The following is a 13,454-nucleotide window of genomic DNA, read 5'->3' as shown; positions in this document are numbered from 1 at the left end:
GGGAGACAGACAGTGACGAACCGGACCAATCGACCGCATCTCTTGGGCGGCGGGGTCGTTGGCACCTACGTGCACGCATACGACGTCCCCCGCCGCCAGTCCTATCAGCCGATCCCCTCCGGGCGAGCGGCTCAGGACCCTTCGGTCGCCGCCTCGATCACGCCCATCTACGACGAACTCTGCGCCGAGTACGTCCGGGCGTTCCGGGCCTGCCCTGGCGACCGCAGCGGCGAGGAGGACCTGGGCTTCGTGGCCTTCTCCAGCTCCCCGCACGACACGGGCGCGTACGGCATCGGGACCTATGGCACGGGCACGTACGGCACGGGCACGTACGGCACGGGGACCTACGGCACCCGCCACGGCACCCCCCAGCACGCCACCGGCCAGCTGACCACCCAGCACGGCCACTCGGCCGCGGCCGAGACCGTCTGGCAGCAGGTGGCCCGGCAGGCCCGGGGCATGCACCCCATGCCGGCGCTGCCGCCCGCGCCCCGCAGAGGGCTCTGAACGCCGGTACGGCGATGTGCGTGAGGGGCGGCCCTCTTCGGGCCGCCCCTCACGCACATCGCCGTACCGGCGTCACATCACTTCTTCTTGGTGCCGCGCTTCTCCCGGACGCGCACGGAGATGTGGATCGGCGCCCCTTCGAAGCCGAACTCCTCGCGCAGCCGGCGCTCGATGAACCGGCGGTAGCCCGCCTCGATGAAGCCGGAGGCGAAGAGCACGAACCGCGGGGGCTTGGTGCCCGCCTGCGTGCCGAAGAGGATGCGCGGCTGCTTGCCGCCGCGGACCGGGTGCGGGTGCGCGGCGACCAGCTCGCCGAGGAAGGAGTTGAGCCGGCCCGTGGGGACCCGGGTCTCCCAGCCCGCGAGCGCGGTCTCGATCGCCGGGACCAGCTTCTCCATATGGCGTCCGGTGCGAGCCGACACGTTCACCCGCGGCGCCCAGGCGACCTGGCCCAGCTCGGTCTCGATCTCCCGCTCCAGGTAGTAGCGGCGCTCCTCGTCGAGGGTGTCCCACTTGTTGTAGGCGAGGACGAGCGCACGGCCCGCGTCCACCGCCATGGTGACGATGCGCTGGTCCTGGACCGAGATGCTCTCGGAGCCGTCGATCAGCACGACGGCGACCTCGGCCTTCTCGACCGCGGCGGCGGTGCGCAGCGAGGCGTAGTAGTCCGCGCCCTGCTGGAGGTGGACCCGCTTGCGGATACCGGCCGTGTCGACGAACTTCCAGGTCTTGCCGCCGAGTTCGATCAGCTCGTCGACCGGGTCGCGGGTGGTGCCGGCCAGCTCGTTGACCACCACACGCTCCTCGCCCGCGACCTTGTTCAGCAGCGAGGACTTGCCGACGTTCGGACGGCCGATCAGAGCGATACGGCGCGGGCCGCCGAGGCCGCCGTTGCCGAAGGTCTGGGCGGGCGCCTCGGGCAGGGCGTCCAGGACGGCGTCCAGCATGTCGCCGGTGCCGCGGCCGTGGAGCGCGGAGACGGGGTGGGGCTCGCCGAGGCCGAGGTTCCACAGATACGCCGCGTCGGCCTCGCCGCTCTGGCCGTCGACCTTGTTGGCGCACAGCACCACCGGCTTGCCGGCCTTGCGCAGCAGCCGTACGACCGCCTCGTCGGTGTCGGTGGCGCCGACCTTGGCGTCGACGACGAAGACGACCGCGTCGGCGGCCTCGATCGCGTACTCCGCCTGGGCGGCCACGGAGGCGTCGATACCGAGGACGTCCTGCTCCCAGCCGCCGGTGTCGACGACCTTGAAGCGGCGGCCCGCCCACTCGGCCTCGTAGGTGACGCGGTCGCGGGTGACGCCGGGCTTGTCCTCCACGACCGCCTCACGGCGGCCGATGATGCGGTTGACCAAGGTCGACTTGCCGACATTGGGGCGGCCGACCACGGCGAGCACGGGCAGCGGGCCGTGTCCCGCCTCCTCGATGGCGCCCTCGACGTCCTCGACGTCGAAGCCCTCCTCCGCGGCGAGCTCCATGAACTCCGCGTACTCGGCGTCGCCGAGCGCCCCGTGGTCGTACTCGTGCTCCGCGGAGCCCTCGGGCTGGATGTCGTCGTTCATGAAGTCCGTACCTCGTTCATCGTGGTGATCGGTGGACACCGCGCCTACGGTGATCCACTACTCAAGTGTCGCCTAGCGCCCGGTGAGGCGCCTGGCGTTTTCCAGGTGCTCGGTGAGCCGCTCCTGGATGCGCACGGTCGCCTCGTCCAGCGCCTTGCGCGTGCGCCGCCCGCTGCCGTCGCCCGCCTGGAACGGGTCGCCGAAGACGACGTCGATCCGGCTGCGCAGCGGGGGCAGTGCCTTTATCAACCGTCCGCTCCGTTCGGCGCTTCCCAGCACGGCGACCGGCACGATCGGCGCCGCGCTGCGGACCGCGAAGTAGGCGAGTCCGGCGCGCAGCGAGGCGAAGTCGCCCTCGCCGCGGGTGCCCTCGGGGAAGATACCGAGGACACCCCCGTTCTCGAGCACGCCGAGCGCCTGGGTGACGGCCGTGCGGTCGGTGGTCGTGCGGTCCACCTTCAGCTGGCCGATCCCGGTCAGGAACGGGTTCAGCGGCCCGACGAACGCCTCCTTCTTGATCAGGAAGTGCGTCGGCCGGGGCGCCACGCCCATGACCATGGGGCCGTCGACGTTGTGCGAGTGGTTGACCGCGAAGATCGCCGGGCCGGTCGCGGGGACCTTCCAGGCGCCGAGGACCCGCGGCCTGAACAGCCCGTGCATCAGGGGGACGCCGATGCGCCGCCCCACTTCGGCGCCCCGCTCGGAGGGAGCCTTGGTCACTTCGCCGCCCGCTTCTCCTCGACCAGGGTCACGACGCACTCGATGACCTGCTGGAGGGTGAGCTGGGTGGTGTCCACCTCGACGGCGTCGTCCGCCTTGGCCAGCGGGGAGGTCTTGCGGCTGGAGTCGGCGGCGTCCCGCTTGATCAGCGCCTCACGGGTGGCGTGCAGGTCCGCGCCCTTCAGCTCGCCGCTGCGGCGGGCGGCACGCGCCTCCGGGGAGGCGGTGAGGAAGATCTTCAGGTCGGCGTCCGGCAGCACCGTGGTGCCGATGTCACGGCCTTCGACGACGATGCCGGTCGGCGCGGCCGCGGCCAGCGAACGCTGCAGCTCGGTGATCCGGGCCCGCACCTCCGGCACCGCGCTGACCGCGCTGACCTTGGAGGTGACCTCCTGGGTGCGGATCGGACCGGAGACGTCCGTGCCGTCCACGGCGATGCCGGGCGCCGACGGGTCGGTGCCGGAGACGATCTCCGGCTTGCCCGCCACGGCCGCGACGGCGGTCGGGTCCGTTATGTCGATGCCGTTGCTGACCATCCACCACGTGATCGCCCGGTACTGGGCGCCGGTGTCCAGGTAGCTCAGCCCGAGCTGCGCGGCCACGGCCTTCGAGGTGCTGGACTTGCCCGTGCCGGAGGGGCCGTCGATGGCGACAATCACTGCCGGGGCGGTCCGGGCGGCGCCGTTTTCCACGGTGGGGACACCTTCCTGGTGCGGGGTGGTGGTGTGGGCGGGGCGCGAGGGCGCCCCGCACAAGGTTACTGGCTCGCCGGACCCGGTATGACTGACGGACGTCGGGGACCGCCCGTCGCCCTACTGACGGATCGTCCAGCCCCGCTCCCGCAGTGCCGCGCTCAGCACCGGGGCCGCCTTCTGCTCGACCATCAGCTGGACCAGGCCCGCCTGCTGCCCCGTCGCGTGCTCGATACGGACGTCCTCGATGTTGATGCCCGCCATGCCCGCGTCCGCGAAGATCCGGGCCAGCTGGCCGGGCTGGTCGGAGATGAGGACGGCGACGGTCTCGTACGCCCGCGGGGCGCTGCCGTGCTTGCCGGGCACTCGGGCCTGGCCCGCGTTGCCGCGGCGCAGCACGTCCTCGACGCCCTGGGCGCCCTCGCGCCGCTTCGCAGCGTCGGCGGCCTGAAGGGAGCGCAGCGCCCGTACGGTCTCGTCGAGGTCCGCGGCGACCTCCGAGAGCAGATCGGCCACCGGGCCCGGGTTCGCGGACAGGATGTCGATCCACATCCTCGGGTCGGAGGCCGCGATCCGGGTCACGTCCCGGACGCCCTGCCCGCACAGCCGTACGGCGGCCTCCTCCGCGTGCTCCAGGCGCGCGGCCACCATGCTGGAGACCAGGTGCGGCATGTGCGAGACCAGCGCCACGGCCCGGTCATGGGCGTCGGCGTCCATGACGACCGGCACGGCACGGCAGTGCGAGACCAGCTCCAGGGCGAGGTTCAGCACCTCGGTGTCGGTGTCGCGGGTCGGTGTGAGCACCCAGGGCCGGCCCTCGAAGAGGTCGCCGCTGGCCGCCAGCGGTCCGGACTTCTCCCGGCCGGACATGGGGTGGGTGCCGATGTAGCACGCGAGGGCGGCCGGGTCGACGCCCAGGGCCTCCAGCTCGCGGCGCGGACCGCCCTTGACGCTGGCCACGTCCATGTAGCCGCGCCCCAGGCCGCGCCGCATGGCGTCGGCGAGCGCGGCGGCCACGTGCGCGGGCGGAGCCGCGACGATCACCAGGTCGACGGGGCCGTCGGGCGCCTCGTCGGTGCCGGCGCCGAGTGCGGCGGCCGTACGGGCCTGCTCGGGGTCGTGGTCGGCGAGGTGCACGGTGACCCCGCGCGCGACGAGCGCGAGCGCCGCCGAGGTGCCGATCAGGCCCGTACCGATGACGAGTGCGGTTCTCACTGGGCGATGTCCTTGCGGAGGGCGGCCGCGGCACCGAGGTAGACATGGGCGATGTCGGCGCGCGGGCGGTCGGACTCGATATGGGCGAGGATGCGGACGACCCGGGGCATCGCGCCCTCGATGTCCAGCTCCTGGGCGCAGATCAGCGGTACGTCGACGATGCCGAGCTTGCGGGCGGCGGCCGCCGGGAAGTCGCAGTGCAGATCGGGCGTCGCGGTGAACCAGATGCTGATCAGGTCGTCCGCGGTGAGGCCGTTACGCTCCAGGACGGCGGTGAGCAGGGCCCCGACCCGCTCGTCCATGTGCCCGGCCTCGTCCCGTTCGAGTTGGACGGCGCCCCGGACCGCTCGTACCGGCACGGTGATGCTCCTTGCTGCTGGTCGGCAACGTCTGGTCACCAGCCTAGTCAGCCCGCGACGCGGGGATGCGCACCGCCCGACCGGCGAGACGCCGTCGCGGGCCGCTCACAGGTCCCAGAGCGCCCCGAGCGTCCGCAGCTCGCCCCCGTACTCGATACGGTCCGCCCACGGTCGCGGCCAGGCCTCGGCGCCCAGGTGGGCGCCGGCGAAGGCGCCCGTGAGGCAGGCGATCGAGTCGGAGTCCCCGGAGGTGCAGGCGGCCCGGCGCAGGGCGGTGACGGGCTCCTCGTGGAAGACCAGGAAGCACAGCAGTCCGGTGGCCAGGGCCTCCTCGGCGATCCATCCGGCGCCGGTCGCGAGGCACGGGTCGTCCTCGGGCGACACGGTCCCGACGGCGGCCTGGAGGCGTTCGAGGATCTCCAGGCACTCGTCCCAGCCGCGTGCGATGAAGTGCTCCGGGGTGGGGTCCTGGGCGCGGGTCCACAGATCGCCGAGCCATGCCGCGTGATAGCGGCCGCGGTTCTCCCGCGCGTACGCCCGCAGCAGCGCCACCAGCTCTCCCGGCCCGGTGCCCTGCACCAGCAGGCGGATCGCGTGGGCGGTCAGGTCCGAGGCGGCGAGCGCCGTGGGGTGGCCGTGGGTGAGCGCGGCCTGCAACTGGGCGGCGCCGGCGCGCTGTTCCTCGCTCAGCCCCGGTATGAGCCCGACGGGCGCCACCCGCATATTGGCCCCGCAGCCCTTGGAGTCGATCTGACTCGCCTGCTGCCAGGGCCGGTTCTCGTCGTCCAGGAGCCGGCAGGCGACCAGACAGGTCCGGCCGGGTGCCCGGTTGTTCTCCGGGGAGTGGAACCAGTCGACGAACTCCTCGCGCACCGGCCATTCCATCCGCTTCGGCGCCAGGACCCCGCGGTCCATGGCCGTGCGCAGCCCGCGCCCGAGCGCCAGGGTCATCTGGGTGTCGTCGGTGGCGATCGCCGGCCTCGGCAGCTCCATCTCCCGCCACGGCCCGCACTTGGCGAGGATCGACGGCACATCGCTGAACTCGGTAGGGAAACCGAGCGCGTCACCGAGGGCGAGTCCGAGCAGGGACCCGGTGGCGGCGGTCCTGACGGGGGTCGTGGTGGTCATGCGGGCCGTCCTTCCGTGGCGGGGCGGAGCAGGGGCGGGTGCAGGGCGGTGGCGCCGCCCGCGCGGTAGAGCGCCGCGGGCTTGCCACGGCCGCCGGTCAGCCGGGCGGCGCCCGGGACCGGTTCGACGAAGCCGGGCGTGGCGAGGACCTTGCGGCGGAAGTTGGGCCGGTCCAGGGCGGTGCCCCAGACGGTCTCGTAGACCTGCCGCAGCTCGCCGAGGGTGAACTCGGGCGGGCAGAAGGCGGTGGCGAGACAGGTGTACTCCAGCTTGGCGCCGACGCGGTCGTGGGCGTCGGCGAGGATGCGGTCGTGGTCGAAGGCGAGCGGTCCGGCGCCGGGGTACGGCAGCCAGCGCGCCTGTGCCGCGTCGCCGCCGCCGTGCGGCTCGGGAGGGTCGGGCAGGAGGGCGGCGAAGGCCACGGAGACCACCCGCATCCGGGGGTCGCGGCCGGGGTCGCTGTAGGTCCGCAGCTGCTCCAGGTGGAGCCCTGTGACGTCCGCCAGGCCGGTCTCCTCGGCGAGTTCCCGCCGGGCCGCGTCCTCCGCGGACTCGTCGGGGCGTACGAAACCGCCGGGGAGCGCCCAGCGGCCCGCGTAGGGCTCCTGTCCGCGCTCGACCAGCAGGGCGTGCAGCGCGCCCGCGCGCAGGGTGAGGACGGCGAGGTCGACGGTGACGGCGAAGGGCTCGTGGGCGTACTTGTCGTAGCCCTGCACGACCCACCCCCTTAATAGTCGCTGTGACTATAAACAGCGGAGGCGGCGGGACACAAGGAAGCGGCCGGTTCCCGCACAACGGGAACCGGCCGCTCCGGTGGTCTTCGCGCTCAGGGCGCTCCGCGCGTGAGTAGCGCCTAGAGGTCGACTTCCTGCATCAGCATGCCGACCTCGGTGTTCGACAGGCGGCGCAGCCAGCCCGACTTCTGGTCGCCGAGGGTGATCGGCCCGAAGGCGGTGCGCACCAGCTTGTCGACGGGGAAGCCGGCCTCGGCGAGCATCCGGCGCACGATGTGCTTGCGGCCCTCGTGCAGGGTCACCTCGACCAGGTAGTTCTTGCCGGTCTGCTCGACCACCCGGAAGTGGTCCGCACGCGCGTACCCGTCCTCCAGCTGGATGCCGTCCTTGAGCTTCTTGCCCAGGTCGCGCGGGATCGGGCCCACGATGTGCGCGAGGTAGGTCTTCTTGACGCCGTACTTGGGATGGGTCAGCCGGTGCGCCAGCTCGCCGTGGTTGGTGAGCAGGATGACACCCTCGGTCTCGGTGTCGAGCCGGCCGACGTGGAAGAGCCGGGTCTCGCGGTTGGTGACGTAGTCCCCGAGGCACTGGCGCCCCTCCGGGTCCTCCATGGTGGAGACGACCCCGGCCGGCTTGTTCAGCGAGAAGAACTGGTACGACTGCGTGGCCACGGTCAGACCGTCGACCCTGATCTCGTCCTTCTCGGGGTCGACCCGCAGACCCTGCTCGGTGACGATCTCGCCGTTGACCTCGACCCTGGCCTGCTCGATCAGCTCCTCGCAGGCCCGGCGGGAGCCGTAGCCGGCGCGCGCGAGGACCTTCTGCAGCCGCTCGCCCTCCTGCTCGGCGCCGGGGAAGGTCTTGGGCAGCTTGATGTCCTTCTTGCCCGCGTACCGCTCGCGGTTGCGCTCCTCGGCGCGCACGTCGTACTCACGGGAGCGCCCGGGGGCCGTACGGCCGCCGCGCTGCTGGGACTGCTTGGGGCCGCCCTTGGCACCGCCGCGCGCCGCGCCGCCGCGTCCGGACTTGGGGCCGTCCTGGGTCGCGCCGGGGCCCACGTCGTAGCGGCGCTCCTCCGGGCGGGGCTTGCGGGGACGGCCCTGACCCTGCCTCTCGTCCCTGTCGTTGCCGGCGCCGCGGTAGTTGCCGCGCCCGCCGTTCCTGCCGCTGCCGCTGCTTCGCATCAAAGTTCCGTCGTCGTGTTCGTCGTGTGATCGTCGTCCGTGTCCGGAGCGTCCGGGTCGAACGACGGAACGCCCTCCTGGGTCTCGGCCTCGATCGCCTCCGCCTCCGGGAGGAAGGGCGCGAGCTCCGGAAGCTCGTCCAGGCCGCGCAGGCCCATCCGCTCCAGGAAGTAGTTCGTCGTCCTGTACAGGATCGCACCTGTTTCGGGTTCCGTGCCCCCCTCCTCGACCAGACCGCGTTGGAGCAGGGTCCGCATGACCCCGTCACAGTTCACTCCGCGGACCGCGGAGACCCTGCTGCGGCTGACCGGCTGGCGGTACGCGACCACCGCCAGGGTCTCCAGCGCGGCCTGGGTGAGCCGGGCCTGCTGGCCGTCGAGCACGAAGCGCTCCACGGCGGGGGCGAAGCCGGCCCGGGTGTAGAAGCGCCAGCCGCCCGCCACGAACCGCAGCTCGAACCCGCGCCCCTGCACGGTGTACTCGTCGGCCAGCTCCCGCAGCGCGTCGGCGATCTGCCGGCGCGGCCGCTCCAGTATCTTCGCCAGGTGCTCCTCGGTGGCGGGCTCGTCCACGACCATGAGCACGGCCTCCAGGGCGGGCTTTAGGTCGAGCTCCGCCACCGCGCTCAGGGCGGCGGGAGCCTGCGCGACGTCCTCGCTCACGCCTTCCTCTCCTCCTCCGGCGCCTCGGGCGCCCGGTCGAACTCGTCCGTGACCACCGGTGTCTCGTCCCCTTCTCCGCCGGTCCAGCGCACCACCAGATCACCGAGGGCGGTCTCCTGGTCCAGCGCCACGGCCTTCTCCCGGTACAGCTCCAGCAGTGCGAGGAAGCGGGCGACGACCGTGAGGGTGTCGTCGGTGTCCTCCACGAGCACTCGGAAGCTGGCCTCCCCCAGCTCCCGCAGGCGCGCCACGACGATCCCGGCCTGCTCCTGCACGCTGACGAGCGGGGCGTGGATGTGGTCGACGTACACCTGGGGCTTGGGCTTGGGCTGCATCGCCTTGACCGCGAGCCTGGCGAACCCCTCGGCTCCGATGCTGATGACCACCTCGGGCAGCAGCTCGGCATGGTGGGGTTCGAGGCCGACGGTACGGGGATAGCGCCGGGCCTCCTCCTCGGTGCGGCCGTGGAAGATCTCGGCGATCTGTTTGTAGGCGCGGTACTGCAGGAGCCGCGCGAACAGCAGGTCCCGGGCCTCGAGCAGCGCGAGGTCCGCCTCGTCCTCGACCTCGGCGGCGGGCAGCAGACGTGCCGCCTTGAGATCGAGCAGGGTCGCGGCGACGACGAGGAACTCGGTCGTCTGGTCGAGGTCCCAGTCCGGCCCCATGGCCCGGATGTGCGCCATGAACTCGTCGGTCACCTTGGACAGCGCGACCTCGGTGACGTCGAGCTTGTGCCTGGAGATCAGCTGGAGGAGAAGGTCGAAGGGCCCTTCGAAGTTGACCAGCCGCACCTTGAAGACACCGTCGGCGGCCTCCGGGTGCTCCGGGGGCGTCTCGCTCCCGGACGGCGGTGCGGCCACGGCCACCGCCACGGGGGCCAGGGAGGTCTCCGCCGCGGCGAGGGCCGCCTCGGGCTCTTCGACGTCCGCTTCGGGCTCTTCGACGTCCGCTTCGGGCTCTTCGACGTCCGCTTCGGGCTCTTCGACGTCCGCTTCGGGCTCTTCGGCCGGGCGCACGGGCTCTCCGGCGGGTTCCGGGGCCCGCTCGGGCTCACCCGCGCCCACAGGGGTCTCTTCTCCCCCCACCTCGTCGAGCGCGGCCTCCTGGCCGGTCTCGGGCTCGGGCTCGGTGGCGACCGCGGGCGGTGTCGTCCAGGCCTCCTGGACCGGTGCGGACCATGTGCTCTCGTCGACCGGTGCGGATGCGCTCTCGTCGTGCGCGGGCCGTTCCGTCCGCGCGGTGCCCGGTCCCCGCCCCAGTGCACGCCGACGGCCGCCGGAGCCGGAGGAGCCGGAAGCGGGAGCGGAGCCGTCGTACGAGGTCATAGCCGTCGCAGGCTACCTGCTCAGCGCCCCCGGAGCCGACGTACGAGGATGCTCGCGTCTCCGCGGGACTCCAGATCGGCCAGCACCACGGCGACCGCTTCGCGCACGATCCGCCCACGGTCGACCGCGAGTCCGTGCTCTCCCCGGAGCACGAGACGGGCGTGCTCGAGGTCCATCAGCTCCTCGGCGGACACATACACGGTGATCTTCTCGTCGTGCCGTTCCCGGCCGCTGGGCCGCCGCCCGCTCGCCCGCCCCCGCTTGCGCGGCTGGGCCGCGGCGGCACCGGCAGAACCTTCCTGCGCGGGCTGCCGCCGTACGGGCCGCTCCGCGGTCGCCGAGCGGGTACGCGACTCCCCCGCCTCCGCGTCCATGGCATCCGCCGCGACGTGCTCGTCGCCCTCCCCGTCGCCGCCCTGCACGGGCACCGCGGGCGGTGCGTCCTCCGCCGCGGCCGTCGCGTCGCTCTCGCCCGCGGGAGCCGGCACCCGGGCCTCGCCGTTGGCCTGGCGCCTGGGGGTGGACGCCTGGAGCGCCATTCCCCCGGTGGTACGGAACAGTTCGTCGGCCCCCGGCAGACTCACTCGGCGTGACACCGGGCGAGCACCTCCCTGGCGAGCTGGCGATAGGCGGCGGCGCCGACGGAGTTGGAGGCGTAGGTGGTGATCGGCTCACCGGCGACCGTGGTCTCCGGGAAGCGCACGGTCCGGCCGATCACCGTGTGGTAGACGTGGTCGTCGAAGGCCTCGACGACCCGGGCCAGGACCTCACGGCTGTGCACGGTCCGGGAGTCGTACATCGTGGCGAGGATGCCGTCGAGCTCCAGCTCGGGGTTGAGCCGCTCCTGGACCTTCTCGATGGTCTCGGTGAGCAGCGCGACACCGCGCAGCGCGAAGAACTCGCACTCGAGCGGCACGATCACCTTGTGCGCGGCGGTGAGCGCGTTGACGGTGAGCAGGCCGAGCGAGGGCTGACAGTCGATCACGATGTAGTCGTAGTCGGCCATCAGGGGCTTCAGGGCCCGCTGGAGCGTCGACTCGCGCGCGACCTCGGACACGAGCTGGACCTCGGCCGCCGAGAGGTCGATGTTGCTCGGCAGCAGGTCCATGTTGGGGACGGCGGTCTTCAGCAGAACCTCGTCCGCGGACATGCCCCGCTCCATGAGCAGGTTGTAGACCGTGAGGTCGAGCTCCATCGGGTTGACGCCGAGACCCACGGACAGCGCGCCCTGCGGGTCGAAGTCGACGAGGAGCACCCGGCGCCCGTACTCCGCCAGCGCGGCACCCAGGTTGATGGTCGACGTCGTCTTGCCGACGCCGCCCTTCTGGTTGCACATCGCGATGATCTTCGCGGGACCGTGGTCGGTCAGCGGGCCCGGGATCGGGAAGTACGGCAGCGGGCGGCCGGTCGGGCCGATGCGCTCGCGGCGCTGGCGGGCCGCGTCGGGCGCGAGCGTGGCCGCGTACTCGGGGTCGGGCTCGTATTCGGCGTCGGGGTCGTAGAAGTGCCCTTCGGGCAGTTCATCGTAGTCGGCGAAGTGGTTGTGGACCTCGCCGCGAGGGCCGCCGGCCATGGCGTTCACGTGTGGGCCATCCATGCTCTGGTGTGCTGTCGGAGCCAGGTGGGGGTTCTGGCTCTGGTGGGCTGCGAAGGTACGGACAGCGACGGAGCCGACAGCCTCGAGCCCCGTGGGGACCGTACCCCGCGCAGGCATTCCTGGTTGACCACCCCCGGGAGTAAATGTCGACTCATTCACAAGTCGTCTTACCTCCTTGGTGACCAGGAAACTTCTAGATAGGTCAGCGTGGCACCATGCCGACGGTTGGCGACTCTATGGCGTGTCGGCGGTCCGCAGCAACACAATCCGCCGGACCCGGCCCGATGTGTCGGCAATGAAACATCCCGCTGTCAAGGGTGTCCGGGCACCGTTCGCCAGGTTTCACCGGTGTGCGAAACGGTCGAAGAGTTGCGTTCGAGGCGAGTTGAACGAGTGTCGCAAAGTGACCATACACACATCCGGCCGGACCTTGTCGGGCAAGGTCCGGCCGGCTGCGCGGTGTTGACGGGGTGAATTGACCGATCGCCTTGGGGCGCGGGGAAATCGAACCCGCGCCGCGGTCCGGCCTCAGTCAAGCAGGGAGGACAGCTCCACGTGCTCGAGGCCGTGCGCCTCGGCGACCTCCTTGTAAATCACCTTGCCGTCATGCGTGTTGAGGCCCTTGGCCAGCGCGGCGTCACGGCGCAGCGCCTCGACCCAGCCGCGGTTGGCCAGCTCCACGATGTACGGCAGCGTGGCGTTGGTCAGCGCGTAGGTGGAGGTGTTGGGGACCGCGCCGGGCATGTTGGCGACGCAGTAGAAGACCGACTCGTGGACCCGGAACGTCGGCTCGGCGTGCGTGGTCGGACGGGAGTCCTCGAAGCAGCCGCCCTGGTCGATCGCAATGTCGACAAGGACACTTCCGGCCTTCATCCGGGACACCAGCTCGTTGGTGACCAGCTTCGGGGCCTTGGCGCCCGGGATGAGGACGGCGCCGATGACGAGGTCGGCGTCGACGCAGGCCTTCTCCAGCTCGAAGGCGTTGGAGACGACCGTCTGGATCTTCGTGCCGAAAATCTTGTCCGCCTCCTTCAGCTTGTTGATGTCCTTGTCGAGCAAGGTCACGTGGAAGCCGAGACCGATGGCGATCTGCGCGGCGTTCCAGCCGGAGACACCACCGCCGATGATGACGGCCTTGCCCGCGGGCACGCCGGGGACACCGCCGGGCAGCACACCACGACCGCCGTTCGCGGCCATCAGGTGGTAGGCACCGACCTGCGGGGCCAGCCGGCCCGCGACCTCGGACATGGGGGCGAGCAGCGGCAGGGCGCGGTTCGGCAGCTCGACCGTCTCGTAGGCGATGGCCGTGGTGCCGGACTCCAGGAGGGCGTCCGTGCACTCCTTGGAGGCCGCCAGGTGCAGATAGGTGAAGAGGATCTGGTCCTTGCGGAGGCGGTGGTACTCCTCGGCGACGGGCTCCTTGACCTTCAGCAGCAGGTCGGCGGTGGCCCAGACCTCGTCGGCGGTCGCCAGGATCTGCGCGCCCGCGGCGATGTACTCGTCGTCCGGGATCGAGGAGCCGACGCCGGCGTTGCGCTCGACGACGACCTGGTGGCCGTGGCGCACCAGCTCGTGCACGCCGGCGGGGGTGATGGCCACCCGGAACTCGTTGTTCTTGACCTCGCGGGGGATGCCGACCTTCACGTCGATCACGGTCCTTGGCTCAGGGAATGTGGGGCATTGCAAGACATACCCGGACGTACAGGGGCACACCGGGGGACACCGCAGGAGAACGTGCGGTAGAGCCAGTTTAATGAAGGTGTTCCCGC

General features: G+C 71.7%; 14 protein-coding genes. 1 reads left to right on the top strand and 13 read right to left on the bottom strand.

The window, feature by feature from the left end; translation table 11 throughout:
* The first annotated feature begins 12 nt into the window (after positions 1 to 12).
* Positions 13 to 507, top strand: a complete 495-nt coding sequence (locus tag ACFYX0_RS18730; protein ID WP_388971484.1) for a hypothetical protein — start codon at positions 13 to 15, stop codon at positions 505 to 507.
* A 77-nt stretch (positions 508 to 584) separates the two neighbouring features.
* On the opposite strand, the gene der is transcribed toward ACFYX0_RS18730, so the two are convergent.
* The 13 genes from der to ald all read right to left on the bottom strand — a co-directional run bounded on the left by der (position 585) and on the right by ald (position 13,338).
* Entirely contained in the window at positions 585 to 2,069 is a 1,485-nt protein-coding gene (der, locus tag ACFYX0_RS18725; RefSeq protein WP_355908747.1) for a ribosome biogenesis GTPase Der, read from the bottom strand.
* 72 nt (positions 2,070 to 2,141) lie between these two features.
* Positions 2,142 to 2,789, bottom strand: coding sequence for a lysophospholipid acyltransferase family protein (locus ACFYX0_RS18720; RefSeq protein ID WP_355908744.1), 648 nt, complete (start codon positions 2,787 to 2,789; stop codon positions 2,142 to 2,144).
* Positions 2,786 to 3,481 (bottom strand): (d)CMP kinase, encoded by a 696-nt coding sequence (gene cmk, locus ACFYX0_RS18715; RefSeq protein WP_388971482.1) that lies wholly within the window; start codon positions 3,479 to 3,481, stop codon positions 2,786 to 2,788. The genes ACFYX0_RS18720 and cmk overlap by 4 nt, the downstream gene beginning before the upstream one ends.
* A gap of 120 nt (positions 3,482 to 3,601) precedes the next feature.
* Positions 3,602 to 4,696: a prephenate dehydrogenase gene (locus tag ACFYX0_RS18710; protein WP_388971480.1), complete on the bottom strand. Its 1,095-nt coding sequence runs from the start codon at positions 4,694 to 4,696 to the stop codon at positions 3,602 to 3,604.
* Positions 4,693 to 5,055 (bottom strand): chorismate mutase, encoded by a 363-nt coding sequence (gene aroH, locus ACFYX0_RS18705; RefSeq protein WP_311696689.1) that lies wholly within the window; start codon positions 5,053 to 5,055, stop codon positions 4,693 to 4,695. The genes ACFYX0_RS18710 and aroH overlap by 4 nt, the downstream gene beginning before the upstream one ends.
* 105 nt (positions 5,056 to 5,160) lie before the next feature.
* Entirely contained in the window at positions 5,161 to 6,183 is a 1,023-nt protein-coding gene (locus ACFYX0_RS18700; RefSeq protein ID WP_388971478.1) for an ADP-ribosylglycohydrolase family protein, read from the bottom strand.
* Positions 6,180 to 6,899: an NUDIX domain-containing protein gene (locus ACFYX0_RS18695; RefSeq protein WP_388971476.1), complete on the bottom strand. Its 720-nt coding sequence runs from the start codon at positions 6,897 to 6,899 to the stop codon at positions 6,180 to 6,182. Before ACFYX0_RS18695 ends, ACFYX0_RS18700 begins: the two co-directional genes overlap by 4 nt.
* A 137-nt stretch (positions 6,900 to 7,036) precedes the next feature.
* Positions 7,037 to 8,101, bottom strand: a complete 1,065-nt coding sequence (locus ACFYX0_RS18690; protein ID WP_355908727.1) for a pseudouridine synthase — start codon at positions 8,099 to 8,101, stop codon at positions 7,037 to 7,039.
* The gene (gene scpB / locus ACFYX0_RS18685; RefSeq protein ID WP_388971474.1) at positions 8,101 to 8,763 is read right to left on the bottom strand and encodes an SMC-Scp complex subunit ScpB; all 663 of its coding nucleotides are present in this window, start codon (positions 8,761 to 8,763) and stop codon (positions 8,101 to 8,103) included. Before scpB ends, ACFYX0_RS18690 begins: the two co-directional genes overlap by 1 nt.
* Positions 8,760 to 10,088 (bottom strand): segregation/condensation protein A, encoded by a 1,329-nt coding sequence (locus ACFYX0_RS18680; RefSeq protein WP_388971472.1) that lies wholly within the window; start codon positions 10,086 to 10,088, stop codon positions 8,760 to 8,762. The genes scpB and ACFYX0_RS18680 overlap by 4 nt, the downstream gene beginning before the upstream one ends.
* A gap of 20 nt (positions 10,089 to 10,108) precedes the next feature.
* Positions 10,109 to 10,684, bottom strand: coding sequence for a hypothetical protein (locus tag ACFYX0_RS18675; RefSeq protein ID WP_388971470.1), 576 nt, complete (start codon positions 10,682 to 10,684; stop codon positions 10,109 to 10,111).
* Complete coding sequence (locus ACFYX0_RS18670; protein WP_311696682.1) at positions 10,669 to 11,802, bottom strand: ParA family protein; 1,134 nt, start codon at positions 11,800 to 11,802, stop codon at positions 10,669 to 10,671. Before ACFYX0_RS18670 ends, ACFYX0_RS18675 begins: the two co-directional genes overlap by 16 nt.
* Before the next feature lie 411 nt (positions 11,803 to 12,213).
* Positions 12,214 to 13,338: an alanine dehydrogenase gene (gene ald / locus ACFYX0_RS18665; protein WP_355908713.1), complete on the bottom strand. Its 1,125-nt coding sequence runs from the start codon at positions 13,336 to 13,338 to the stop codon at positions 12,214 to 12,216.
* Positions 13,339 to 13,454: the final 116 nt, after the last annotated feature.

Source organism: Streptomyces sp. NPDC002573 (assembly GCF_042889625.1).
Taxonomy (GTDB): domain Bacteria; phylum Actinomycetota; class Actinomycetes; order Streptomycetales; family Streptomycetaceae; genus Streptomyces; species Streptomyces gibsoniae.
The sequence above is the reverse complement of the archived record's forward strand: the minus strand, read 5'-3'. Positions and strand labels throughout refer to the sequence as shown.